23 protein-coding genes are annotated in these 23,796 nt (G+C 60.9%); all 23 read left to right on the plus strand.

Annotated elements, in window-relative coordinates; genetic code table 11:
- A partial coding sequence (locus Q0G85_RS05250) for an AAA family ATPase (protein ID WP_297155405.1) occupies positions 1 to 703 on the plus strand: 703 nt, incomplete at its 5' end.
- Positions 704 to 793: 90 nt separating this feature from the next.
- The gene (locus tag Q0G85_RS05255) at positions 794 to 3,472 is read left to right on the plus strand and encodes a valine--tRNA ligase (RefSeq protein WP_297155407.1); all 2,679 of its coding nucleotides are present in this window, start codon (positions 794 to 796) and stop codon (positions 3,470 to 3,472) included.
- 233 nt (positions 3,473 to 3,705) lie between these two features.
- The gene (locus tag Q0G85_RS05260; RefSeq protein ID WP_297155409.1) at positions 3,706 to 3,918 is read left to right on the plus strand and encodes a type II toxin-antitoxin system Phd/YefM family antitoxin; all 213 of its coding nucleotides are present in this window, start codon (positions 3,706 to 3,708) and stop codon (positions 3,916 to 3,918) included.
- A complete protein-coding gene (locus tag Q0G85_RS05265; RefSeq protein WP_297155411.1) occupies positions 3,915 to 4,298 on the plus strand; it encodes a type II toxin-antitoxin system death-on-curing family toxin in 384 nt (127 codons plus the stop codon). Before Q0G85_RS05260 ends, Q0G85_RS05265 begins: the two co-directional genes overlap by 4 nt.
- A gap of 191 nt (positions 4,299 to 4,489) precedes the next feature.
- Positions 4,490 to 5,056 carry a zinc ribbon domain-containing protein gene (locus tag Q0G85_RS05270; RefSeq protein ID WP_297155413.1) on the plus strand — a complete coding sequence of 189 codons (567 nt, stop codon included), beginning with the start codon at positions 4,490 to 4,492 and terminating at the stop codon, positions 5,054 to 5,056.
- A 418-nt stretch (positions 5,057 to 5,474) separates the two neighbouring features.
- Positions 5,475 to 6,887 (plus strand): signal recognition particle protein, encoded by a 1,413-nt coding sequence (ffh, locus tag Q0G85_RS05275; protein WP_297155415.1) that lies wholly within the window; start codon positions 5,475 to 5,477, stop codon positions 6,885 to 6,887.
- A 223-nt stretch (positions 6,888 to 7,110) separates the two neighbouring features.
- On the plus strand, positions 7,111 to 7,632 hold the full coding sequence (locus Q0G85_RS05280) for a flavodoxin family protein (protein WP_297155417.1): 522 nt from the start codon (positions 7,111 to 7,113) through the stop codon (positions 7,630 to 7,632).
- 143 nt (positions 7,633 to 7,775) lie between these two features.
- Entirely contained in the window at positions 7,776 to 8,021 is a 246-nt protein-coding gene (gene rpsP, locus Q0G85_RS05285; protein ID WP_158049236.1) for a 30S ribosomal protein S16, read from the plus strand.
- A gap of 5 nt (positions 8,022 to 8,026) precedes the next feature.
- Positions 8,027 to 8,281 carry a KH domain-containing protein gene (locus Q0G85_RS05290; RefSeq protein ID WP_297155419.1) on the plus strand — a complete coding sequence of 85 codons (255 nt, stop codon included), beginning with the start codon at positions 8,027 to 8,029 and terminating at the stop codon, positions 8,279 to 8,281.
- Entirely contained in the window at positions 8,281 to 8,811 is a 531-nt protein-coding gene (locus Q0G85_RS05295; protein ID WP_297155421.1) for a ribosome maturation factor RimM, read from the plus strand. Before Q0G85_RS05290 ends, Q0G85_RS05295 begins: the two co-directional genes overlap by 1 nt.
- Before the next feature lie 72 nt (positions 8,812 to 8,883).
- The gene (gene trmD / locus Q0G85_RS05300; protein ID WP_297155423.1) at positions 8,884 to 9,774 is read left to right on the plus strand and encodes a tRNA (guanosine(37)-N1)-methyltransferase TrmD; all 891 of its coding nucleotides are present in this window, start codon (positions 8,884 to 8,886) and stop codon (positions 9,772 to 9,774) included.
- Between the two features lie 85 nt (positions 9,775 to 9,859).
- Complete coding sequence (gene lepB, locus Q0G85_RS05305; RefSeq protein WP_297155425.1) at positions 9,860 to 10,429, plus strand: signal peptidase I; 570 nt, start codon at positions 9,860 to 9,862, stop codon at positions 10,427 to 10,429.
- Positions 10,430 to 10,482: 53 nt separating this feature from the next.
- Positions 10,483 to 11,415: a glycine--tRNA ligase subunit alpha gene (locus Q0G85_RS05310; protein ID WP_297155427.1), complete on the plus strand. Its 933-nt coding sequence runs from the start codon at positions 10,483 to 10,485 to the stop codon at positions 11,413 to 11,415.
- On the plus strand, positions 11,416 to 13,518 hold the full coding sequence (gene glyS, locus Q0G85_RS05315) for a glycine--tRNA ligase subunit beta (protein WP_297155428.1): 2,103 nt from the start codon (positions 11,416 to 11,418) through the stop codon (positions 13,516 to 13,518). It abuts the gene before it with no gap.
- Positions 13,519 to 13,548: 30 nt separating this feature from the next.
- Entirely contained in the window at positions 13,549 to 14,430 is an 882-nt protein-coding gene (locus Q0G85_RS05320) for a pyruvate, water dikinase regulatory protein (protein WP_297155430.1), read from the plus strand.
- A gap of 101 nt (positions 14,431 to 14,531) precedes the next feature.
- On the plus strand, positions 14,532 to 17,249 hold the full coding sequence (gene ppdK, locus Q0G85_RS05325; protein WP_297155432.1) for a pyruvate, phosphate dikinase: 2,718 nt from the start codon (positions 14,532 to 14,534) through the stop codon (positions 17,247 to 17,249).
- Between the two features lie 79 nt (positions 17,250 to 17,328).
- Positions 17,329 to 18,768 carry an asparagine--tRNA ligase gene (gene asnS / locus Q0G85_RS05330; protein WP_297155434.1) on the plus strand — a complete coding sequence of 480 codons (1,440 nt, stop codon included), beginning with the start codon at positions 17,329 to 17,331 and terminating at the stop codon, positions 18,766 to 18,768.
- Positions 18,769 to 18,786: 18 nt separating this feature from the next.
- Positions 18,787 to 19,884 carry an S-methyl-5-thioribose-1-phosphate isomerase gene (gene mtnA, locus Q0G85_RS05335; protein WP_297155436.1) on the plus strand — a complete coding sequence of 366 codons (1,098 nt, stop codon included), beginning with the start codon at positions 18,787 to 18,789 and terminating at the stop codon, positions 19,882 to 19,884.
- 52 nt (positions 19,885 to 19,936) lie between these two features.
- Positions 19,937 to 20,980, plus strand: a complete 1,044-nt coding sequence (locus Q0G85_RS05340) for a deoxyguanosinetriphosphate triphosphohydrolase (protein WP_297155438.1) — start codon at positions 19,937 to 19,939, stop codon at positions 20,978 to 20,980.
- Positions 20,981 to 20,986: 6 nt separating this feature from the next.
- Complete coding sequence (locus Q0G85_RS05345) at positions 20,987 to 21,763, plus strand: AzlC family ABC transporter permease (RefSeq protein WP_297155440.1); 777 nt, start codon at positions 20,987 to 20,989, stop codon at positions 21,761 to 21,763.
- A complete protein-coding gene (locus tag Q0G85_RS05350; RefSeq protein WP_297155442.1) occupies positions 21,760 to 22,083 on the plus strand; it encodes an AzlD domain-containing protein in 324 nt (107 codons plus the stop codon). Before Q0G85_RS05345 ends, Q0G85_RS05350 begins: the two co-directional genes overlap by 4 nt.
- Before the next feature lie 204 nt (positions 22,084 to 22,287).
- Positions 22,288 to 22,635: a 50S ribosomal protein L19 gene (gene rplS / locus Q0G85_RS05355; protein WP_296058664.1), complete on the plus strand. Its 348-nt coding sequence runs from the start codon at positions 22,288 to 22,290 to the stop codon at positions 22,633 to 22,635.
- Between the two features lie 111 nt (positions 22,636 to 22,746).
- Entirely contained in the window at positions 22,747 to 23,535 is a 789-nt protein-coding gene (locus Q0G85_RS05360) for a ribonuclease HII (protein WP_297155444.1), read from the plus strand.
- The last annotated feature ends 261 nt before the right edge of the window (positions 23,536 to 23,796 follow it).

Raw genomic sequence — 23,796 nt, forward strand, 5'->3', positions numbered from 1 at the left:
CATCTACATCGACGAGATCGACAAGATTGCCCGCAAGGCCGAGAACCTCTCCATCACGCGCGATGTTTCGGGCGAGGGCGTGCAGCAGGCGCTTTTGAAGATCGTCGAGGGCACTGAGGCCTCCGTGCCGCCGCAGGGCGGGCGCAAGCACCCCCAGCAGGAGCTTATCCACATCGACACGACGAACATCCTGTTCATCCTAGGCGGCGCGTTCGTCGGCCTGGCCGACATCATCGGTCAGCGCGTCGGCAAGAGCGGTCTGGGCTTCTCCTCCGAGCTGCCCGAGAGCAAGAAGCACGCCGAGGCGGAGCTTCTGGCGCAGGTGCTTCCCGAGGACCTGAACAAGTTCGGCATGATCCCCGAGTTCGTCGGCCGCATCCCCGTGATCACGGCGCTCAACGAGCTCTCCGAGGACGACCTTGTCCGCATCCTCACCGAGCCGAAGAACGCACTTGTGAAGCAGTACACGAAGATGTTCGAGTTCGAAGATTCCACGCTCGAGTTCGAAGAGGATGCCCTGCGCGCCATCGCGCACGAGGCCCAGGAGCACGGCACGGGCGCCCGCGGCCTGCGCTCGATCTGCGAGCGCGTGCTGCAGGACGTCATGTACGACCTGCCTGAGCACAAGGTCGCCACGCACGTCATCGTGCGCGCGAGCGACATCACGGGGGAAACGGTCCCCGAGATCGTTCCCGCTTCCTAACCAGTACTTTCCCGGGGCGCCTTTTACGGGCGCCCCTCTCGGCGTTTTTGCGCCTGTCCGCTTACGTTTCATCGAAGGAGCTTGCATCCAATGGAAAACATGCCGAAGAATTACGATGCAGAAGCCGTCGAGCAGCGCATGCTCGACAAATGGCTCGCCGGCGATTACTATCGCCGCAACCCCGGCGTGGGCGATTGCACGGTGACGATCCCGCCGCCGAACGTGACCGGCAAGCTTCATATGGGCCATGCGCTCGACGACACCATCCAGGACACCATCATCCGCATGAACCGCATGCGCGGCGTCTCCACACGCTGGATCTTGGGCACCGACCATGCGGGCATCGCCACGCAGACGAAGGTGGACAAGAAGCTCGCCTCCGAAGGAATCTCCCGCCGCGAGATCGGCCGCGAGAAGTTCGTCGACGCTTGCTGGGACTGGACGCACGAGTACGGCGGGCATATCGTCGAGCAGATCAAGCGCATGGGCTGCTCGATCGACTTCTCCGACCCGCACTTTACCATGGACGCCGACTACGCCACCGCGGTGCGCAAGGTCTTTTGCGACTGGTACCATGACGGGCTGATCTACCGCGGCAAGCGCATCGTGAACTGGTGCCCGCATTGCACGACGGCCATCGCCGACGACGAGGCGGAGTACAAGGAAGAAGACGGCCACCTGTGGTACCTGCGCTACCCGCTCGTCGAGCCTGTCGATGGGCAGGAATACGTCGTGGTGGCCACCACGCGCCCTGAGACGATGCTCGGCGACACTGGCGTGGCGGTCTCCCCGAAGGACCACGACAAGGACAAGTTCGTCGGCGCGAAGGTTCGCCTTCCCATCGTCGACCGCGAGATCCCCATTTTTTCCGACTTTTACGTCGATGCGGGCTTCGGCACGGGCTTCGTGAAGGTAACCCCTGCTCACGACCCCAACGACTATGGCATGGGCGAGCGTCACGGCCTTGAGAAGGTCAACATCTTCGACGAGACGGCGCACGTGGTCGAAGGCTACGGCGGGTTCTCGGGCATGGGCCGCGACGAGTGCCGCCAAGCGGTCGTCGCCTGGTTCGAGGAGCACGGCCTGCTCGACCATGTGGACGACCATCATCATTCCGTCATGCACTGCTACCGCTGCGACTCGACGCTCGAGCCGTGGCTGTCCGAGCAGTGGTTCGTCGCCGTCGACAAGCTGAAGGGACCGGCGACCGAGGCGGTCACCTCCGGCAAGGTCACCTTCCATCCCTCGCGCTGGACGCAGACGTATCTCACGTGGATGGAGAACCTCAAGGACTGGTGCATCTCGCGCCAGCTGTGGTGGGGCCATCGCATCCCCGTGTTCTACTGCGAGGACTGCGGCTGGGAAGATGCACTCATGGAGGACACCGACGTGTGCCCGAAGTGCGGCAGCCACCATGTCGCGCAGGAAGAGGACGTGCTCGACACCTGGTTCTCGAGCCAGCTGTGGACGTTCGCCACGCAAGGTTGGCCCGAGCATCCCGAGCGCCTGGAAGGGCATCATCCGACGACCGCGCTCGTCACCGCGCGCGACATCATCGCGCTGTGGGTGGCGCGCATGATCATGTCGTCGACGTACTTCCTTAAGGAAATCCCGTTCAAGGACGTGGTCATCTACGCGACCATCCTCGCGAAGGACGGCACGCGCATGTCCAAGTCGAAGGGCAACGGCGTCGACCCGATGGACCTCATCTCCATGTACGGCGCCGACGCGATGCGCTTCAACCTGCTCACGCTTGTGACCAACAACCAGGACGTGCGTTTCGACGCCGATATCGACAAGAAGACCCACGAGCTTCTCGGCAGCCCGCGCACGGAGTCGGCGCGCGCCTTCGTGACGAAGATCTGGAACGCGAGTCGCTTCGTTTTGGGCAACCTGGACGGCTTCACGCCCGGCGAACCGCGCGCGGTCTCGCAGGCCGACGCGTGGATCTTTAGCCGCCTGGCAAAGCTTTCCGTCGAGGTCACGAAGGACATCGAAACTTACCAGTTCGGAGAGATGGCACGCGAGCTGCACGCCTTCTTCTGGAACGAGTTCTGCGACTGGTACATCGAGTTTTGCAAGGCGAGCTTGCGCGAAGAGGGCGACGCCCGCCTGCAGACGCAGCGCAACCTCGTGTACGTGCTCGACAACGCGCTTCGCCTTCTGCATCCCGCGATGCCGTTCGTCACGGAAGCTATCTGGGAAAACGTCCCGCATGCGGAAGGGGAGGCGCCCGCGCTCATGATGGCGAAGTGGCCCGAGCCCGAAAGCCTCGCGTCGCTTGTTGACGAGGAGTCCGAGCGTGCGGTGAGCCTTCTGTGCGACGTGGTGAGCGCCGTCCGCTCGACGCGTGCGCGCTACGGCATCTCGCCCAAGCAGGAGCTCGATGTCGTCATTCGCGCTGACGGGGCAACGACTGAGGTGCTCGACGGCCTGAAGCTTCAGATCTCCTCGATGGGCCGCGTGGCAGGGCTCGACCTTCGCACAGCCGACGCTGAAAAGCCTGCTGAGAGCGCCTGCGTCGTTGCGCACGGCTGCGAGGTGTACTGTGTGCTCACCGGCCTTATCGACTTCGAGGCCGAACGCGCCCGCCTCACCAAGGAGCGCGCGTCTCTTCAGAAGGATGAGGCCAAGTTCGCTAAGAAGCTTTCCAACCCCGGCTTCCTTGCGAAGGCGGCGCCCGAGATCGTGGAGAAGGACACGGCAAAGCTCGTCGAGCTGCGCGACAAGCTCGCGCGCGTCGAGGAGCAGCTTGCGGAGTTAGGCTAGAGTTCGCATCTCTTTTGCGCCGGACTTGCCTATCGGGTCCGGCGTGGTTTTTTATCCAGTTGGACGGACTGTGTTCTACGGTGAGAATAAAAAAGCTCGGCAATGGCACCGTCGCGGTGACCGCAGTCGAATTCGGCAAGTTCACTGGCTCCGCTACGTTCGAAGGTAATGGCTCAGGTTGACGTTGCCATAATAATTGGTCATAATTCTGACCATATTGGAAGGAGGATTACATGGCAACGCTGACGATGGGCCTTGCTGAGGCCAAGACCCACTTTTCCCGCTTGACGGCGGAGGTCAACAGAACCGGAAAGCCGGTTACTGTCTTGAAGAACAATAAGCCTTGGGTGGTGATTCAGCCAGTTGGAACAGATGCATCGACTTTGGATATCGCGGTCGATTTCATGGATGAATACTCCGATGTTTTCAAGGAGCTTGCAAAATGAGTTTCCGCTCTATTGCCAAAGATGAGGCGATTGCGGTGCACGCTGCCGTAATCGCTAAGTTCGGAGGAATCGACGGTGTGCGAGACGAGGGGCTTCTGGAATCTGCGCTCGCTCAGCCGCTCCAGTCCTTCGACGGCGTAGAGCTCTATCCAACCGACGAAGCCAAGGCGTGTCGATATGCTTATGGCATCATCAAAAACCATCCGTTTGTTGATGGCAATAAGCGAACCGCCACCGCTCTTATGGGAGCGTACCTTAGAATATCCGGTCTTGCATTCCAGCCACGTCATGACGAGCTGTTGAAAGCCATGCTCGGCGTGGCCGAAGGCTCATGGGATTTCGATACATTGGTTGAATGGGTGCATTCCGTCGTAGGTTAGGGTAATTTGCGTGGTGCGTGTGGTCGGGTTTTAACAGCAGCCCATAGGCTCTTCTTTACTCTCATATACGTTATCTGGCGATGTCTGCGATATCGCGAGGTATGCCGTTCGCTCTAAAGGTTTTTTGCTATAATCGTTCGCTAGTTGCCCGAAATGCCTGTTGGACGGGCGTCATTGGAAACGAGGAATCCATGTCGGAATTGATGTCGCAGCTCATCACGCCGGAACTGATGACGGCGTTCACGGTCTTCATCGTGCTGCTTGTGGTGCTTTATGTCCTTTCGATCGTGTGGGTCATTCGCGACGCGTATATGCGCGGGACACATTGGTATGTTTGGGGCATCGTTGCGCTCGTGCCGCTTGTAGGCGTCATCGCGTACTGCCTGCTTCGCCCGCCCCTGCTGCAGATCGATCGCGACGAGCAGGAGCTCGAGGTTGCCTTGAAGCAGCGCGAGCTTATGAAGTATGGCGAGTGTGCGAACTGCGGCTATCCTGTCGAGCACGACTACGTGCTGTGCCCGAACTGCCACACGCGTCTGAAGAATCTCTGCTCGAACTGCCATCATGCGCTCGAGCCTTCGTGGACGGTGTGCCCGTATTGTGCCGTGCCGGTGGGGCAGAACCGCAATGGCGGATCGAACCAGCGCCGCCGTACTCGTCCGCAGCAAGCTTCCAGCTCGCAGGGTCAACCTGTTCGCGAGCCGCACAACCAGGTGCGCTCCCGTGCCCCGCGCGCGCAGGAACATCACGAGGAGTAGCGGCAAAGCAGCTTCGCTTTCTCGCTCGGTAAACTACCTGTTCAGGGTGTCGACTTCCCATTGAGGTCGGCGCCTTTTTCGTTGCAGTGAGTTGGGGGATTCACCTTCGATTCGGCTCATTTTCAATCTGCGGTCTTGCTTTCGCCCTAGTTCGCTTTCCTGCTTTGGCAACGAAACATTTCACTGCACTTTTTTGGAAGGGCTCGCGGTGAGACGAATCACCCGACTCCTGTCCCATCATGACTCCTGTCACATCATGCTGGTTCCTGTCCCATTCGCTCACGACCCGCGAGCTGCTGCCTGTTTCCACGTTTTCGGTGCAGTCTTCGCGTGCGGTCCGAGGTCTTTTCCTTCATGCGCCCCGCCTGGCGTATAATCGCAAGAACTGTGCATTTTCGATTTCCAAACTGGAGGATTCATGCTTGAAAGTCTTTCCGAGCGTTTGCAGGGCATATTCTCGGGCCTGCGCGGAAAAGGCCGCTTGACCGAAGAGGATATCAATTCCGCCATGCGCGAGATCCGCATGGCGCTGCTCGAGGCGGACGTCAACTTCAAGGTCGTGAAGCAGTTTTGCGCGCGCACGAAGGAACGTTGCCTCACAGTCGAGGTGCTCGATTCGCTCACGCCCGCGCAAAACGTCGTGAAAATCGTGCTTGACGAGCTCACCGAGCTTTTGGGGCGCACGGACTCTAAGCTCGTCCTTTCCAGCCGCATCCCCAACGTCATCATGCTCGTCGGCCTTCAGGGCTCGGGCAAAACCACCGCGGCGGCGAAGCTCGCCTATCGCCTGAAGCAAGAAAAGCACTCGCCGCTGCTCGTCGCGTGCGACGTGTATCGTCCCGCTGCTGCCGACCAGCTTCAAACGCTCGGCGACGAGATGGGGGTTCGCGTTTATCGCGGCGACGGGAAAGACCCGGTCGCCATTGCGAAGGAAGGTGTGCAGGACGCCATCGACCATCTGCGCGACGTCGTTATCGTCGACACGGCGGGCCGCTTGCATGTCGACGACGAGATGATGGCGGAAGCCGAGGCAATCAAAAGCGCCGTCAAGCCCGATCAGATCCTCATGGTCGTCGACGCCATGACCGGCCAGGACGTCGTGAACGTGGCGGCAGCATTCGCCGAGCGCGTCGACTTCGACGGCGTCATCATGTCGAAGATGGACGGCGACGCCCGCGGCGGCGGCGCGCTTTCCATTAAGGAAGTCACGGGAAAGCCCATCAAGTTCATCAGTGCAGGTGAGAAGCCCGACTCGCTTGAGGAGTTCCATCCTGACCGCGTTGCCAAGCGCATCCTCGGCATGGGCGACATGGTGAGCCTCATTGAGAGCGCCGTGCGCGTGCAGCAGGAAACCGAAGAGGCCGAAACCGCAAAACGCCTCGCGAAATCACAGCTTACGCTGAACGACTTCATCGACATGAACCGCCAGATTCGCAAGATGGGCGGCGTGCGCAAGCTTGTGAGCGCGCTTCCCGGCGGCGACAAGGCGCTCGGCGCGGGGCAGGTCGACGAGGGGGCGCTCGACCACATGGAGGTTATCATCAACTCCATGACGAAGGCCGAACGCGAGAAGCCCGACATCTTGAACGGCAGTCGCCGCGCGCGTATCGCAGCGGGCGCCGGCGTGTCGGTTACTGAGGTGAACCAGCTCATAAAGCAGTTCAACGAGACCAAAAAGATGATGAAGAAGATGATGCCTTCTGCCGACGAGCTTTCCGGCAAGAAGGGTAAGAAGGGCAAGCGTCGCCGTCGCATCCCGGGAATGCCGGGCGGCATGAGCATGGCCGACATCAAGAAGGTGCAGGCGATGCTTGAGCAGGGCGATAAGTAGCGAGTTGCGACGTCGGGCGGCTCGCTGCGAGGCCGCCACATGTCTGCTTGTTTCTAGCGCGCAGAGCGGGACGCGGGCTCGCCCTGTCGTTCGAGCTTCGCAGCACTCGCTTGCCGAGTTGCAGCGGGGAAGTATAAGTTCGTGCTTGACCCGCGGGAAGAGAGGCCCGCTTGCCGAGCGCGCTAAAGGAGAGGGGAACAAAGTGTCTTGCAGGGTGCTAGTAGTGACAGGAAGTCCTCGCGTGGGCGGCAATTCCGACACGCTCGCCGAGGTGTTTATCGAAGGTGCGCAGTCGGCTGGCTGCGAGGTTCGCCGCATCGATGCCGGGCGCGCGAAGATTGCGGGCTGTCTTGGGTGCAACTACTGCTTCACCCACGAAGGCGCCTGCGTTCAGCAAGATGACATGCAGCGGTTCTACCCCGATCTTCACTGGGCTGACGTGCTCGTGTACGCTACGCCGCTCTACTGCTTCACGTACCCCGCGCAGCTGAAGGCGTTTCAGGACCGCATGTTCTGCGGAATCGCGAAGTCGTTCAACATCCCGCGCGTCGGCCTGCTCCTCTGCCTCGAGGACAAAGACATCACGGCGGCGGACTCGCTGCTCGACACGTACCGCCGTTCGAACGCATACACACATCAGGAGAGCATCGGCGAGGTCGTCGTGAACGCCGTTTTCGAGAAGGGGGCTATCGCAGGCAACCCCGGTCTTGAGAAGGCTCGCGAGCTTGGCGCAAGCCTTGCGTAGCCCGCTTTCGCCCGTTTGTGTGGGCATCATGAGTTCTCGCTTGCCATTTTCCCCGAATCTGGGTAATATTAGAAATCGCTGTTTTTCCCGAAGTTGAAGCTTCGCGGAAATCGAAAGATGTAAGGTAAAAGGAGTTCAACTTCATGGCAGTCAAAATTCGCCTGGCTCGTCACGGCGCGAAGAAGCGTCCGTACTATCGTATCGTTGTTGCTGATGCCCGCGCTCCGCGCGACGGCAAGTTCATCGAGGAGGTCGGCCGCTACAACCCGTGCGTCGATCCTTCCATGATCAAGTTCGACCTCGAGAAGGTTGACAAGTGGATCGCCAATGGCGCACAGCCGACCGACACGGTCGCTCGTCTTCTCGAAACTGCTCGCAAGGAAGCGTAGAAGACATGTCCGAGCAGACGGAAGACCTCGTCGGCTTGGTTGACGCGATTGTTCGTCCCCTCGTCGATAACGAGGAGGACCTTGACATTCAGGGGAGCGAGTCCGAAGAGGGCTCGATTCTCGTGGAGATTCGCGTGAACGAAGAGGACGCTGGCAAGATCATCGGCCGCCAAGGTCGCGTCATCAAGGCTATCCGCACGCTTGCCCGTGCGGCTGCTTCCCGTGCCGACATTCCCGTTGACGTGGAGATTGTCGACTAGTGCGCACCTGGGCTGATGTTGCCTGGTTGGCGACTGCGAAGAATTTAGATGGGGGGCTCGTCGTGCGAAGCGCGTCGGGCCTTCCTTTTTTGCTCGAAGAGGGCATGGAGGTGGCATTCGTGCCGCCTGTTCTCGATGTGCCCCGTCGTGCGAAAGTCGAGGAAATCCGCCCACAGGATGACACCTCTGCTGTCGTGTGGTTCGAAGGCGTTGCCGACATCGACACGGCGAAGGCCCTTTGCGGATGCCACGTGCTCGTTCGCCGTGAGGAGCTTCCCGAACTCGCGCAGGCTGTGGCGGCCGCGCATTCGGATGGAGCGTCCGGCTGGGAAGTCCACGATGCCAAGGCGGGCCTTCTGGGAACGCTTTCGCGCGTGGAGGACAATCCTGGTCAGAGCCTGCTTATCGTCGATCGGGCAGGTGGGGAAGGCACCCTGCTCATTCCGCTTGTGGATGAGTTCCTGATAGGGGTCGACGACGAACGCGAGCGCATCGATGTCGACGTGCCGCGCGGCCTGTTAAGCTTGTAGCACCGCGATTTTGCAAGGTGGGCGCTCGGGGTTGGTCCTGGGCGCCCATTTTCGTTTCAAGGAGGACACCGGATGATCATCGAGACCCTGTCAACGTTTCCGGGCATGTACGACTCGGTGATGAACTCATCGATGATGCGCATCGCCCAAGAGAAGGGAATTCTCGACTTTCACGCGTATGACCTGCGTGATTGGACGCATGATCGCCATCGCACGACCGATGACGACCCCTACGGTGGCGGGGCGGGCCTCGTCATGAAGTGCGAGCCGCTCTTCGAGGCGTACGACGAAATCTGTGCAAGGGGAGTAGAGCGCGATTTCGGTTCCTGCCTGGAACGGGCGGATCGGGCGGCGTCCACAAAGCGAGTTCCGCACGAGCCGGAAGTGCCCTCTGGCACTTCCGCGCCAGCAGGACTGCCGAGCGACTGGGCGCTGCCCGATCCGCCCGCCGCGCCGCAGTCGAATTGCTCCAAGCCCTACACCATCTTCCTTGCACCGCAGGGCGAGCGCTTTTGCGACGATATCGCGCTCGATCTCGCTAAAGAGGAGCGCCTCCTGTTCATTTGCGGGCACTACGAGGGCATCGACGAGCGCGTCTACACGTTGGCTGACCGCGTTATCTCGCTTGGGGATTACGTGCTCACCAGTGGCGAGCTCGCCTCGATGGTTGTGATCGACGCGGTGGTTCGCAAGCTTCCCGGCGTGCTCGGTGCCGAGGAAGGGGCAATCACCGAGAGCTTCTCGGACGGCCTTTTGGAGTATCCCCAGTACACGCGCCCTGCCGAATTCCGTGGAATGAGAGTTCCCGACGTGCTTCTTTCGGGGGATCACGGCAAGGTGGCGAAGTGGCGTCGCGAGCAGAGTCTGCTTCGCACGGCCCGCTTGCGCCCCGACCTGCTTGACGACGTGGAACTTTCGCCCGCTGACAGGGATTTTCTGCAAAGATTGCACGAAGAGGGCTAAGGCATTGCGCGAAGCGCTATCATTCGAATTCACGACTTGAATCACGGGTGGCGGCAGCCCCCGTATCGAAAGGATATCTCGCTTCATGTTTTCCGGTCAGCATGCCGAACGCCAGGGCTCTAAGATGGTTCGCAGTCTGCTCAGCATCGTCATCATGGTGCTCGTCGTGTTCGGCCTTTCGCGTTTGTTGAACGCTTTCGTCTTCGGTGCCTACGAGATTCCCTCGGGTTCGATGGAAGACACCATCGAGGTGGGGGACCTCGTCTTCTCGGAAAAGCTATCCTATTATGCGAACGAGCCCAAGCAGGGGGACATCATCACGTTCGCCGATCCGCTCGTTTCCAACCGCACGCTTATCAAACGCGTCATCGCCACCGAAGGCCAAACGGTCGACCTGCAAAACGGTAAGGTCGTCGTCGATGGGGTCGTGCTCGACGAGCCCTATACCGAGAACAAGGTTTCCGAGCCATTCGACAAAACGGCCGTTTCCATCAGCTATCCTTATACCGTGCCCGAGGGCTGCCTTTGGGTCATGGGGGACAATCGAACCAATTCGCAGGATTCGCGCTATTTCGGCGCAATCAAAGCCTCGAGCGTTACCGGTCACGCCGTGTTCACCTACTGGCCGATTCCGCATATCGGGGTGCTGTCTTAGCAAGGGAAAACCGGGCGCTCGGCGTCCCGTGCATCGATACGAGAAGGAGAGTCATGGCAGAGACATCCGCCGGCCCCGTGGCCGACAAGCTGACGTTCCAGGACATCATCATGAACCTGCAGCGCTACTGGGCGAAGCAGGGCTGCGTCGTTATGCAGCCTTACGACAGCGAGGTGGGCGCGGGTACCTTCCACACCGCCACCACGTTGCGCAGCCTCGGGCCTAACGCCTGGCGCACCTGCTATCCGCAGCCGTGCCGTCGTCCGGCCGACGGCCGATATGGTGAGAATCCTAATCGTATGCAGCACTACTACCAGTTCCAGGTCATCTTGAAGCCCTGCCCGGTCGACTCCCAAGAGCTCTACCTCGGCTCGCTCAAGGCGATCGGCCTCGATCCTGACGAGCACGACGTGCGCTTTGTCGAGGACGACTGGGAGAGCCCGACGCTCGGCGCCTGGGGCCTTGGCTGGGAAGTCTGGATGGACGGTATGGAGGTCACGCAGTACACGTACTTCCAGCAGGTCGGCGGCATCGAGGTCGACCCGGTGCCCGTCGAGATCACCTACGGTCTCGAGCGCATCGCCATGTACGTGCAGGGCGTCGACTCCGTCTACGACCTTGTCTGGTCCTATCTGCCCGACGGTACCCCCATGACCTACGGCGACGTCTTCCATGAAAACGAGGTCGAGTTCTCGGCTTACAACTTCGAGGTTGCCGACGTCGAGATGATGCGCCGCAAGTTCGACGAGTACGAGGCCGAGTGCCACTCCTGTCTCGATCGCAAGCTGCCGCTTCCCGCCTACGACTGCGTCATGAAGTGCAGCCATGCATTCAATATCTTGGACGCCCGTGGCGCCATCTCGGCGACCGAGCGCGCCAACTACATCCTGCGCGTCCGCGCCGTCGCCAAGGCCTGCTGCGAGAGCTATCTTGCCGAGGTCGCTGGCAAGAAAGACACGTATTCCACGAAGGGCGAGGTGGCCTAAATGGCAGATACTCTGGATTTCCTGCTCGAGATCGGCACTGAGGAAATGCCCTCGGCGCCGCTTATCAACGCTTCCAAACAGCTTCCCAAGCTCGTTGTGAAGATGCTCGACGAGGCCGGGCTTTCCCATGGCGATGTGCGCGTCATCTCCTCGCCGCGCCGTCTTGCCGCTATCGTGGCCGACGTCGCCTGCGCCACTGAGGCAGTTCACGAGGTCAAGCGCGGCCCGAAGGCCCAGATCGCCTTTGATGCCGACGGCAACCCCACCAAGGCTGCCGAAGGCTTCGCCCGCAAGTGCGGCGTCGAGACCTCCGCGCTTACTCGCAAGGTGGACGAGGATGGCAACGAGTACGTTTTCGCCGAGAAGAACGTGCCCTCCGAGCCCGCCATGCCCATTCTTTCGGCTCTCGGCCACGACGTTATCGCGGCCATCGAGTGGCCCAACTACCGCTCCCAGCGCTGGGGCTCCGAGCATGAGACCTTCGTGCGCCCGATCCGCTGGATTTGCTCGCTTTTGGGCGAGGAAGTTGTGCCGGTGTCCTACGCCGACGTGACGAGTGACAACACCACGCGCGGTCATCGTGTCCTCGCGCCCGGCGATCATGTCGTTTCCAGTCCTGCCGCCTATGAGCAGGTGCTCAAGGATTCCTTCGTGCTCGGCGCCGAGGCGCGCGAGGCGGCTATCCGCGAGGGCATCGCCGCTATCGAGGCCGCTCGTCCCGGCAGCCATGTCGACACGCCCAAGCGCATCTTCGACGAGGTTGTGAACCTCTGCGAGTGGCCGACCGTGCTCGTCGGTAAGTTCGACGAGGAATTCCTCCGCGTCCCGCAGGAGATCATCTGCGAGTCCATGCTCTCCAACCAGCGCTATTTCCCGATTTTCGATGCCGCGGGCAAGCTCACCCGCGAGTTCGTGATCGTCTCGAATGCCGACCCGAAGGTCTCCGCCACGGTCGTCTCCGGCAACGAGCGCGTCGTGCGCCCGCGCCTTGACGACGCCAAGTTCTTCTTCGATGAGGACTTGAAGCGCCCGATGGAGGAGTTCGTCGAGCGCCTCGGCATCGTCACGTTCCAAGAAAAGCTCGGTACCACGCTGCAGAAGGTTCAGCGCATGGAGAAGCTTGCGGGCGCGGCCGCTGCTGCTGCCGGCGAGGATGAGGCGGGTGTTGCGAACGCTGTCCGTGCAGCTCACCTGGCTAAGGCCGACCTTGTCTCCCAGGCTGTCGTCGAGTTCACCAACCAGCAAGGCGTTATGGGTGGCTACTACGCCGAGGCCACCGGTGAGGCTCCCGAGGTTTGCGCCGCCATCCGCGAGCATTACCGTCCGCGTTTCGCGGGCGACGAGCTGCCCTCCGGCGTCTGCGGCAAGTGCGTCGCCATCGCCGACAAGCTCGATACCTGCTGCGGCATCTTCGCAATCGACGAGCCGCCGACGGGATCTTCCGACCCCTACGCTGTCCGCCGCGCCGCAATCGGCATCATCGCCATGTTGCGCACGATGCCCACCGTCGGCCTGAAAGACCTCATCGCAGCCTCGCTTGATGCTTACGCCGAGCAGGGGCTTAAGTTCGATTGCGCCGCTGTGGCTGAGAAGATCGAGCAGTTCTTCGCAGGCCGCTTGAAGTCCATCGCCAAGGACGAGGGCATCCGTCTCGACTCGATCGAGGCCGTCTCTGCGGTCGACGTCATCGACCCCGCCGAGTTCTTCGCCCGCGCCTGCGCGCTCGATGCCGCCCGCGCCGAGCAGCCCGAGACCTACGAGGCGCTCGCGGGTGCCTTTACGCGTGCCCACAACCTCGCGGATGCCGTCCTCGGCTGCGAGGTCGACACCTCGATTCTCGGCGAATCCGAGCTCGCGCTTCTGCATGCCTGCGAGGAAGGGGAGGAAAAGGTCGCCTCCGCGCTCGCCGGCAAGGACTTCGATGCAGCTTGCTCTGCCCTTGCGGCGCTCAAGGAGCCTATCGATGCCTTCTTCGAGGATGTCATGGTTATGGACGAGAACGCATCGCTGCGTGAGAATCGCCTGCGCCTGCTCAATCGCTTCGTCGGCGTGTTTACGGACGTCGCCGATTTCGGGCTGATGGCGAAGAAGGCCCAAAAGTAAACCACCCAAACAGGAAAAGCCAGGCGAGAGATGGATTTCGTTGTGCACACGAACAGGACGCCCCTGCCGACGATTCACGTCATCAGCGACTCCGTGGGACTGACGGCGCAGGCTTTGGCCCGCGCCGCCGCCGCGCAGTTCGGCGTGACGAACCCCTGCATCGAGGTATTGCCGAAGGTGCGCAAGTTCGAGGAGGTGAAGCGCTTCCTCGAAGACCACATGCAGCTTCATCGGGAACTGAAGGGGTCGCCTAAAATCCTCGTCTGCTACACCATCGTCGACAAGGAGCTGCGTATCAGCTTGGCCGAGTATGCAGCTTCCGAGCCCGATATCATCGCAATCGATTTGATGACGCAGGTCATCGACGCGATTTCGGGGCTTTCGGGGCTCGAGCCCTCGTCGAAGCCCGGCGGTCTGCATGTGGCTGACCAGCATTATTTCCGCCGCATCGAGGCAATCGAGTTCACCATTGCCCACGACGATGGGCGCAACCCCCAAGACCTCACGCAGGCAGATATCGTCCTGCTCGGCGTTTCGCGTTCCTCGAAGACGCCGACTTCGATCTATCTTTCCCAGCAGGGATATAAGGTGGCGAACGTTCCGCTCGATCCGCATACCGAGCCGCCTCGCGAGATTTACGATGTCGACCCGACGCACCTGTTCGGCCTCATGACGACGCCCGAGGTGCTCGTGGGCATCCGCACTCGCAGGCTCGGCAACGCCGTTGGTGTCGCGAGCAGCTACGCCGATCCTACCTACGTCTACGAGGACCTCGAGTCGGCTCGCGCGCTCATGCGACGGCTCGGCGCTATCGTCGTTCACACTGAAAACCGCGCCGTCGAGGAGACCGCTCAGGAGATATTGCGCTACTACGAGCGTCTCCACCCCGTACCTACTGGTATAGTTGAGTAGTACTCGAAACGGATGGGAAACGTGCACGAAATGTTTCTGAATGAGTCACGTTTTCCGACGTCATGGGTAAAAAGGTAACCGGAGCTTGTAAGGAGAACAAGGTGACCGAACCAGTGAAGCGCGTCTATGCGTTTGGCAAAGACGCTCAGGGAAACAACGTAACCGAGGGCAACACCACCATGAAGGCAACGCTCGGCGGCAAGGGAGCGAACCTTGCCGAGATGGCCAACATCGGCCTTCCCGTTCCTCCGGGATTCACGATTTCCTGTCAGACGTGCATGGAGTACGCCAACGCCGGCAATGTGTGGCCGGAAGGCGTTCTCGATACGATTCACGAGTATCGTCTCGATCTTGAGAATCGCATCGGCAAGAAGATCGGCGACGCGGAAGATCCGCTGCTCGTCTCCGTTCGCTCCGGCGCTCCCATGTCGATGCCCGGCATGATGGACACGGTTTTGAACCTCGGCCTGAACGATGAGTCCATCAACGGCCTCATCAAGCAGACCGAGAACCCCCGTTTCGCATGGGACTCCTACCGTCGTTTCATCCAGATGTTCTCGAACGTTGTCATGGGTCTCGACGGCGACCTGTTCGAAAACGCCATCAACGCCATGAAGGCGACGCGTGGCGTCAAGTCCGACACCGACCTCACCGCTGAAGATTTGCAAGAGCTCGTCGCGGAGTTCAAGGGCATCTTCACTGAGAACGTCTCGGGCGAGGAATACCCCGCGCTCGTCGTCGACGGTGCCGTGCAGTTCCCGCAGGACCCGATGGTGCAGCTCAAGCTCGCCATCGAGGCTGTGTTCGGCAGCTGGAACAACCCCCGTGCGGTCCTCTACCGCAAGAAGAACAAGATCTCCGACGATTTGGGCACCGCCGTCAACGTGCAGTGCATGGTCTTCGGCAACAAGGGCAACACGTCGGCTACGGGCGTCGCGTTCACGCGCAACCCTGCCAACGGTGCGAAGGAATTCTACGGTGACTACCTGGTGAACGCCCAGGGCGAAGACGTCGTCGCGGGCATCCGCAATACGAGCCCCATTGCCGAACTCAAGCATGTGGAAGGCCTCGAGGAAGCAGGTCGCGAGCTCGAGGAAATCTTCGTGCTCCTGGAGAACCACTTCCACGACATGATGGACATCGAGTTCACCATCGAGCAGGGCAAGCTCTTCATGCTGCAGACCCGCGTGGGCAAGCGCACTGCCGCCGCCGCGCTCCATATTGCCATCGACATGGAGAAGGAGGGCCTCATCGACAAGAAGGAGGCTGTCCGTCGTGTCGCCCCCGACCAGCTTGACCAGCTGCTTCACCCGCAGTTCGACAAGAACGCCGACTACGACGTGCTCGCTCGAGGCCTGAACGCGAGCCCCGGTGCTGCGGTGGGCGAAGCCGTGTTCTCCTCCGCCGACGCTGTGGCTGCCGCCGAAGCTGGCCGCAAGTGCGTGCTCGTCCGCTGGGAGACCAACCCCGATGACCTCGCTGGCATGATCGCGGCAGAGGGCATCCTCACCTCCCATGGTGGAAAGACCTCGCATGCTGCCGTTATCGCTCGCGGCATGGGCGCCCCGTGCGTGTGCGGCGTGGAGGCCCTGAAGATCGATGCCGAAAAGAAGCAGGCAACGGTTGCCGGCACTGACGTCGTCATCAAAGAAGGCGACATGATCTCGCTCGACGGCACGTCCGGTATCGTCGTTTTGGGTGCGGTCGACCTGGTGATGCCCGAGCTCACCGGCGATCTTGACACCATTCTCGAGTGGGCCGACGAATTCCGCAAGCTCGGCGTCCGCGCGAATGCCGACAACCCCGAGGACGCGAAGCTCTCCCGCGACTTCGGTGCATCGGGCATCGGCTTGTGCCGCACCGAGCACATGTTCTTGGGCGAGCGCAAGCAGATTATCCAGACGTTCATCTTGAACGACGACGACGCTGTTCGCGAGAAGGCGGTCGGCGAGCTCTTCGAGGCCCAGACCGGCGACTTCTACGGCATGTTCAAGGAAATGGACGGGCTGCCCGTCATCGTTCGTCTGCTCGATCCGCCGCTGCATGAGTTCCTCGAGAGCCCGCGTGCGCTCGACGTGGAAATCGCGCGTCTCGAGGCGACGGGCGGGGACAAGACCCTTATCGCCGAGAAGCGCATGCTCATGGAACGCATTGACGGCTTCGCCGAGCAGAACCCGATGCTGGGCCTGCGCGGCTGCCGCTTGGGCATCGTGTATCCCATCCTTCCCGAAATGCAGGTGCGTGCCATCGCAACCGCAACCGCAAAGCTCAAGAAGGAAGGCCTCGATCCGAAGCCCGAGATCATGATCCCGCTCGTGTCGACCGTTGCCGAGCTTGAGAAGCTGCGCGCCGTCGCGAAGAAGATCATCGCGGAAGTGGCCGCTGAAGAGGGCGTCGAACTCGACATCGAGGTCGGCACCATGATCGAGTTGCCGCGTGCCGCCGTCACCGCTGACGAGATTGCCACGCAGGCAGACTTCTTCTCCTTCGGCACCAACGACCTCACCCAGACGACGTTCGGCTTCAGCCGCGACGACGTCGAGGCCGAGTTCGTGCCGCAGTATCTGCAGGAGCACCTGCTTCCGTACAACCCGTTCGCCACGATCGATCCGGGTGTGGCCAAGCTCGTGGAAATGGGCGTGAAGCTCGGCCATGAGGGCAACCCCGACCTGGTTTGCGGCGTGTGCGGCGAGCACGGTGGCGACCCGGATTCCATCCACACGTTCAACAAGATTGGACTCGACTACGTCAGCTGCTCGCCTTACCGCGTGCCCGTCGCCCGTCTCGCGGCGGCTCAGGCTGCGCTCGAAGAAGAGTAGCGACACCTTAGGTTTACCATTGCAGGGGTCGGGCGTTCCGCGCTCGGCCCCTTTTGCGCATATCTTGGGAAGGGGAAAGATGCAACGCACGAAAATCGCCCAGCTGTTCGCTGATGTCGACGCGTTCGGGGGCAAGGAAATCACCGTGGCGGGTTGGGTCCGCTCGGTGCGCGACATGAAGAACTTCGGCTTCGTCACCTTGAACGACGGAAGCTGCTTTCGCGACCTTCAGGTCGTGATGAGTCGCGAAACGCTGGAGAACTACGATGAAATCGCAGCTCAGAATGTGAGCGCGGCGCTTATCTGCAAAGGCGTGCTTAAGCTCACCCCCGAGGCGCAGCAGCCCTTCGAGCTCACCGCCGAGAGCATCGTCGTCGAAGGCGTATCTGCGCCCGACTATCCCCTCCAGAAGAAGCGCGCCACGGTGGAATTTCTGCGCACCCAGCAGCACCTGCGTCCGCGCACGAACCTTTTCCGCGCCGTCTTCCGCATCCGCAGCATCGCGGCTGCGTCCATCCACAGCTTCTTCCAGGATCGCGGCTTCCTCTACGTGAACACCCCGATCATCACGGCGTCCGACTGCGAAGGTGCGGGCGAGATGTTCCGCGTGACCGCGTTTGATATGGAGGATGTGCCGCGCGTGAGCGAGAAGGCTGCTGCCGAGTCGAAGGGCGAACTTCGCGCAGGCGAGGTTGACTGGAGCCGCGATTTCTTCGGCAAACCGGCAAGCCTCACCGTTTCAGGCCAGCTCAATGCCGAGAACTTCGCCATGGCCTTCGGCGATGTGTACACTTTCGGCCCGACCTTCCGTGCGGAGAACTCCAACACGAAGCGCCATGCGGCAGAATTCTGGATGGTCGAGCCCGAGATTGCGTTCGCCGACCTCGAAGACGACATGAACCTCGCGGAGGACATGCTGAAGCACGTCATCAACGAGGTGATGGATCGCTGCCCCGACGAGCTCGCCATGCTGAACAAGTTCGTCGACAAGGGGCTCATCGAGCGTCTGACGCACGTGGCGACAAGCGATTTCGCGCGGGTAACCTACACCGAGGCCGTTTCCATCTTGGAAGATGCGGTTGCAAAGGGTCATACGTTCGAATATCCCGTGAGCTGGGGAATCGATCTGCAAACCGAACATGAGCGCTTTCTCACTGAAGAGCATTTCAAGCGCCCGACCTTCGTGACTGATTACCCGGTCGAGATCAAGGCGTTCTATATGCGCCTGAACGACGACGGCAAGACCGTCGCTGCGGCTGACTGCCTTGTACCTGGCATCGGCGAGATTATCGGTGGCAGCCAGCGCGAGGAGCGCCTCGACGTGCTCGAGCGCCGCATCAGCGAGCTCGGCATGGACCCGGCGCAGTACAAGTACTACTGCGACCTGCGCCGTTACGGTTCGTGTCGCCATGCGGGGTTCGGCCTGGGCTTCGAACGCCTCGTCATGTACCTCACCGGAGTTCAGAACATCCGCGACGTCATTCCCCATCCGCGCACTGTCGGTAACGCGGAATTCTAACAAGACAGGGGTCTTTACGTGCGTCATTCTATCGACTTGTCCCAACTTCCGCGCAGCGTGAGCTTTCGGCGCGCTGCGGACGGGGGAGCGGAGCTAATCTATCTCGACGAGCGCTTCTTGCCTGGCGAAGAGCGCTTTTGCACAACGCGCGAGTGGCGGCGTGTCGTGGATGCCGTGAAGACCCTTGCCGTGCGCGGCGCTCCTGCCATCGGTGCTGCGGGAGCTGCCGCTGTGGCGCTTTGGGCGGTGAACGAGGGTGCGGCGGGCGCCGTGTCGCACGGATGCGCCGAGTCGTCCGAGCGCTTTCTTGAAGCACTTGGGCCCGTTGCGGCGGAAATCGCGGCTGCGCGTCCGACGGCGGTGAACCTCATGTGGGCCACCGCGCGCATGGAATCCCTCGCGAAGCGCCTCGTCGCGGAGGGGGCAGCGCCTGGCGAGGTGGCCGATGCCCTCTTCGACGAAGTGCTTCGCATCGAACGCGAGGACGAGGCGGTGAACCGCGCGATCGGCGCTGCGGGGGCTTCGCTTGTCCCCGAGCGCGCTCGCATTCTCACGCACTGCAACGCGGGAAGCCTCGCCACTGTGTTCTACGGGACGGCGCTTGGCGTGGTCTATTCTGCCGCTGAGCAGGGGAAAGTCGAGCGTGTGTTCGCCGACGAGACGCGTCCTGTGGGCCAGGGCGCGCGCCTCACGAGCTGGGAGCTTTCCCGCGCTGGGGTGCCCGTGACGGTGATATGCGACAACATGGCGGCAAGCCTCATGCGGAAGGGCGAGATTGACTTCGTCGTCGTTGGAGCCGATCGTATTGCCGCAAATGGCGATGTCGCCAACAAGATCGGAACGTACGGGGTTGCCGTTCTCGCGCACCACCACGGCATTCCCTTCTACGTCGCGGCTCCCGCAAGCACTTTCGACGCCTCGCTGCCCGACGGGTCGGCCATTCCCATCGAAGAGCGCGACCCAAGTGAGGTCCTGCCGCAGCCGATCGATGGAGTCGATGTGTACAACCCCGCCTTCGACGTGACGCCCGCCGAGCTCATCTCGGGAATCATCACCGAGTTCGGCGTGTTCTCGCCCCAGGATGCCGCACGCGAAATTGCGGCACGCTCGCTCTAGCCGCGACATCTGCTACACTTCGGGTAGTTGGAAATCGAGGGCAGGAGATACGATGCGCATCGTCACCAGGGGGGATCAGCAGTTTCGCGAGCATGAGCTTCTCTCGTCGGATGCGGCTTTCTCCGACGAATCCGAGGGGCGCGACCGTTCGAGCGAGCCCGATTTCCTGCGCAATGATTTCCAGCGCGATCGCGACAAGATCCTCCATACGAAATCGTTTCGGAGGCTTTCGCACAAAACGCAGGTATTCCTTGCGGCGGAGGGCGACCATTTCCGTACGCGTCTCACGCATACCCTGGAGGTTGCCCAGATCGCGCGGACTATCGCCCGGGCGCTCGGTCTCAATGAGGACCTCGCCGAGGCTATCTCGCTTGGCCATGATTTGGGACACACGCCGTTCGGCCACACGGGTGAGGATGCGCTGTGCCGCGTTATTGCGCGCGTGCGCGGCGTCGACCCCGACAGTCCCGAGGCGGCGGCGCTCTATCGTCACAACGAGCAGAGCCTTCGCGTGGTCGAGGTGATCGAGAACGGCGGGCAGGGCTTGAACCTCATGCCCGAGGTTCGCGACGGCATCCTCTGCCACACGGGGCCTGTGCGCGCCGAGACCTTCGAGGGCCGCATCGTCGCTGTGGCCGACCGCATCGCGTACGTGAACCACGACATCGACGACGCCATCCGCGCGGGAGTCCTGCGTGAGGGTGATCTTCCCTCGTCGACGCACGAAGTGCTCGGTTCCGACCACTCTTCGCGCATCGAGACGCTCGTGGTCGATACGGTGCGCACATCGGCGGCAGAGGGTGACATCCGCTTGTCGCCGCGCGTTTGGGACGCCATGGCCGAATTGCGTTCGTTCCTCTTCGAGAACGTCTATACGTGCGATGCGGTGATGGAGGAAGTGGCGAAGGCGATGCGCCTCATCGAGGTGCTTTTCTCGTACTACATCGACAACCCAGGTGAGATTCCCATCGAATATCGCGCCATCTCGGAAGGCGACGATGTCCGCGCTGCGACCGACTATATCGCAGGCATGACCGACCGCTATGCGAAGTCGCGCTTTCAGAACCTATTCGAACCCCATTCCCTTCACGTGTAAAGAACTATGACTGATCTAAAAATCGATTTGCAAGCCAGCTTCAAGGCGGCGCTTCCCATCGTGCTCGGCTATGTTGCCATCGGCCTGCCGTGCGGCATCCTGTGCGATTCCATCGGCCTTAACGCGCTGCAGGTGTTCGCCATGTCCGTGCTCTTCTATTCAGGCGCGGGCCAGTTCATGATTCCCAATATGTGGCTTGCCGGCGCGCCGATCGCTTCCATCATCGCGAGTGTTTCGTTCGTGAACACGCGCCAGATGCTCTACTCGGCGGCCTTCGCTCCCCATTGCATCGGCGTGCGCAAGCGCCTCGCGTTTCTGTTCGCCGCCACGGTGACCGACGAGAGCTACGGCGTGAACACCCTCAAGTTCGAGGAGGGGGGCTGGTCGGTGCGCCGGGCCCTGTTCGTGAACCTGTTCTCGTGCACCTCGTGGACGCTCTCGTGCACGGTCGGCGTGCTGGTGGGCAACGCCATCGGCATCCCGCTCGCGATCGCTTCTTTCGCCATGACCTCGATTTTCATTTGCCTTCTGTGCACGCAGAAGGCGACGGTTGAAAACGTCGTCGCCGCTGCGGTCGCGATGCTTGGCGTCTACGTGTTCAAGCTGGTCGGGCTCACCGGCCCAGCGATTCTCCTTGGTGCAGTGCTGGGTGTCGCCGCCGCGCTGTGCGTCTCTCAGGTGCGCCTTGCACGCACGCGCGAGAATGCGGCGATTGAGGCGCGGATCGGGGCCGCTTCTGTCGGTGGGGAAGGCGTGCGCGAGAAGGGAGGTGAGCGCGAATGACGTGGGAAGAATACTTCATTGTCTTGGGGTCGTGCATCGTGACGATGCTCGCATGTCGTGTGCTGCCGCTCTTCCTTTTGAAGGGACGCGCTCTACCCGATGTCGTCGAGCGCGCGCTTGGCTTTATCCCTTCTGCCGCATTTGCCGCGCTTGTCGCAAACGACCTGCTCTCGCCGGGGATGTTTGCTGCTGGCATATGGCCCGCCGCGGCTCCTTTGGTGGCGAGCGCTGTAGTCGTGGTGGTGGCGTGGAGGACGAAATCGCTTCTTGGCTGTGCGGTGGCAGGTGTGGTATCCTACGCCTTGCTCACGCTCATTTAGCGAGAGTGAAAAGTATCAACGTAAAGACCGGGATGTATACGACGCCTCGTCACAGCGAGCGGTCCAGGACCTCTCTCGGAAACTCGTCGAATTTCAAGTGCAATGCTATTGCGCTTGGTTAACGTGCGCAGTATAATGTCCAACTGTGTCTTTACACCGATATGTACAAAACGGTTTCAAAAGAGAGCATAGAAGGAAACGAAGATGGACATCATCCGCGCTATTGAGCAGCAGCAAATCAAGCAGGACCTTCCTGATTTCAAAGTGGGCGACAACGTGAAGGTCCACTATCGTATCGTCGAAGGCAACCGCGAGCGTATCCAGGTGTTCCAGGGCGACGTCATCCGCCGTCATGGTGCTTCCTGCCGCGAGACCTTCACCGTTCGCAAGATCAGCTTCTCCGTGGGCGTCGAGCGTACATTCCCGGTGCATTCCCCCAAGATCGACAAGATTGAGATCACCCGTCGTGGCGATGTTCGTCGCGCCAAGCTGTACTACCTCCGCAAGAAGGTTGGCAAGGCTGCGAAAATCAAGGAGAAGTCGTTCCGCTAAGGCGAACGCTTCGTTTATATCCATCGAAAAGGCCCCTCGTGGGCCTTTTCGTTTATCGGGACACGCTGCGGGGTTTGCGCGAACAGGCGCGAGGTTGCGAAGGAGACGCTCATGGGCGTAACGGTTGCCGAAATAAAGAAGAGGCTTGCCGAAGCGAATGCGGAGGAATTTGCCGTGCTCGAGCGCGCGCTTGTCGCCGATGAGCGCAAAGGCGTCAGAAGTGCTCTTGCCGTTGCGAAAAGGCGCCTTAAGGCCGAAGCCGACGAAGAAGCTCGCCTGGTGTCGATGTACTCTTTCGAGCGCTCCTTGTGCGGAGAGAACCCTCATGCCGTTGTGGTCGGTCTCGACGAGGTGGGGCGCGGCCCGCTTGCGGGACCTTTGGCGGTCGGGGCCGTCGTCTTGCCAGCGAACCCCAGGATTGCAGGCTTAAACGATTCCAAGCAGGTGAAACCCGCTGATCGCGAGCGCATCGCCGAGGAAGTGAAGCGCGTCGCGCTCGCCTGGGACGTGCACTATGTGGAGCCTTCCTTCATCGATGACCATGGCATGACGGCGTCGCTCAGGCTTGCGTTTTCAAGTGCTGTTAAGGCTATCGAGCAAGCGGGGGTGCATCCCGATGTCGTCCTTCTTGATGGGAATCCGATGCATCTCGATCCGCGTGAGGTCAATGTGATCAAGGGTGATGGCAAATGCGCGTCGATTGCGGCGGCATCCATCGTGGCGAAGGTTGAGAGGGATGCGCTCATGTGCACATACGCAGAGCAATTCCCCGATTACCACTTTGCCGAGAACAAGGGCTATGCAAGCCAAGCGCACATCGATGCGATCGAGCGCGTAGGTTTAAGCCCCATTCATCGCAAGAGTTTCTGCACGGCGTTTACCCAACAGTCGTTATTCTAGCGAGTTACCTATCTATTAATTGCACTGCGATTTGCTCGTGCCGCATTTCTGTCGAATTGCTGCCAGGTTTTTGCGATTCGCGGGGGAATTTGCATCGTTTCTTTTTCGCTTCGAGGGCGAAAGCGTAGCGTTTGTATTTCGCTTTGTGGGGGAATTGGCGTGCGATTTCCATTCCCTTTCACGGTATTTGCCGACGCGAATTTGCGCCTGACGCACATGAATTTGGCGGGGAATCTGCGTCTGTTTCGACAGAATCCGTTT

The sequence above is a fragment of the uncultured Ellagibacter sp. genome (genome assembly GCF_934617235.1).
Taxonomy (GTDB): domain Bacteria; phylum Actinomycetota; class Coriobacteriia; order Coriobacteriales; family Eggerthellaceae; genus Ellagibacter.

Coding starts and splice junctions, on each gene's coding strand:
- Q0G85_RS05255 (WP_297155407.1), top strand. CDS start 794: ATGGAAAACATGCCGAAGAATTACGATGCAGAAGCCGTCGAGCAGCGC.
- Q0G85_RS05260 (WP_297155409.1), top strand. CDS start 3,706: ATGGCAACGCTGACGATGGGCCTTGCTGAGGCCAAGACCCACTTTTCC.
- Q0G85_RS05265 (WP_297155411.1), top strand. CDS start 3,915: ATGAGTTTCCGCTCTATTGCCAAAGATGAGGCGATTGCGGTGCACGCT.
- Q0G85_RS05270 (WP_297155413.1), top strand. CDS start 4,490: ATGTCGGAATTGATGTCGCAGCTCATCACGCCGGAACTGATGACGGCG.
- ffh (WP_297155415.1), top strand. CDS start 5,475: ATGCTTGAAAGTCTTTCCGAGCGTTTGCAGGGCATATTCTCGGGCCTG.
- rpsP (WP_158049236.1), top strand. CDS start 7,776: ATGGCAGTCAAAATTCGCCTGGCTCGTCACGGCGCGAAGAAGCGTCCG.
- Q0G85_RS05290 (WP_297155419.1), top strand. CDS start 8,027: ATGTCCGAGCAGACGGAAGACCTCGTCGGCTTGGTTGACGCGATTGTT.
- trmD (WP_297155423.1), top strand. CDS start 8,884: ATGATCATCGAGACCCTGTCAACGTTTCCGGGCATGTACGACTCGGTG.
- lepB (WP_297155425.1), top strand. CDS start 9,860: ATGTTTTCCGGTCAGCATGCCGAACGCCAGGGCTCTAAGATGGTTCGC.
- Q0G85_RS05310 (WP_297155427.1), top strand. CDS start 10,483: ATGGCAGAGACATCCGCCGGCCCCGTGGCCGACAAGCTGACGTTCCAG.
- glyS (WP_297155428.1), top strand. CDS start 11,416: ATGGCAGATACTCTGGATTTCCTGCTCGAGATCGGCACTGAGGAAATG.
- Q0G85_RS05320 (WP_297155430.1), top strand. CDS start 13,549: ATGGATTTCGTTGTGCACACGAACAGGACGCCCCTGCCGACGATTCAC.
- asnS (WP_297155434.1), top strand. CDS start 17,329: ATGCAACGCACGAAAATCGCCCAGCTGTTCGCTGATGTCGACGCGTTC.
- Q0G85_RS05340 (WP_297155438.1), top strand. CDS start 19,937: ATGCGCATCGTCACCAGGGGGGATCAGCAGTTTCGCGAGCATGAGCTT.
- Q0G85_RS05345 (WP_297155440.1), top strand. CDS start 20,987: ATGACTGATCTAAAAATCGATTTGCAAGCCAGCTTCAAGGCGGCGCTT.
- Q0G85_RS05350 (WP_297155442.1), top strand. CDS start 21,760: ATGACGTGGGAAGAATACTTCATTGTCTTGGGGTCGTGCATCGTGACG.
- rplS (WP_296058664.1), top strand. CDS start 22,288: ATGGACATCATCCGCGCTATTGAGCAGCAGCAAATCAAGCAGGACCTT.
- Q0G85_RS05360 (WP_297155444.1), top strand. CDS start 22,747: ATGGGCGTAACGGTTGCCGAAATAAAGAAGAGGCTTGCCGAAGCGAAT.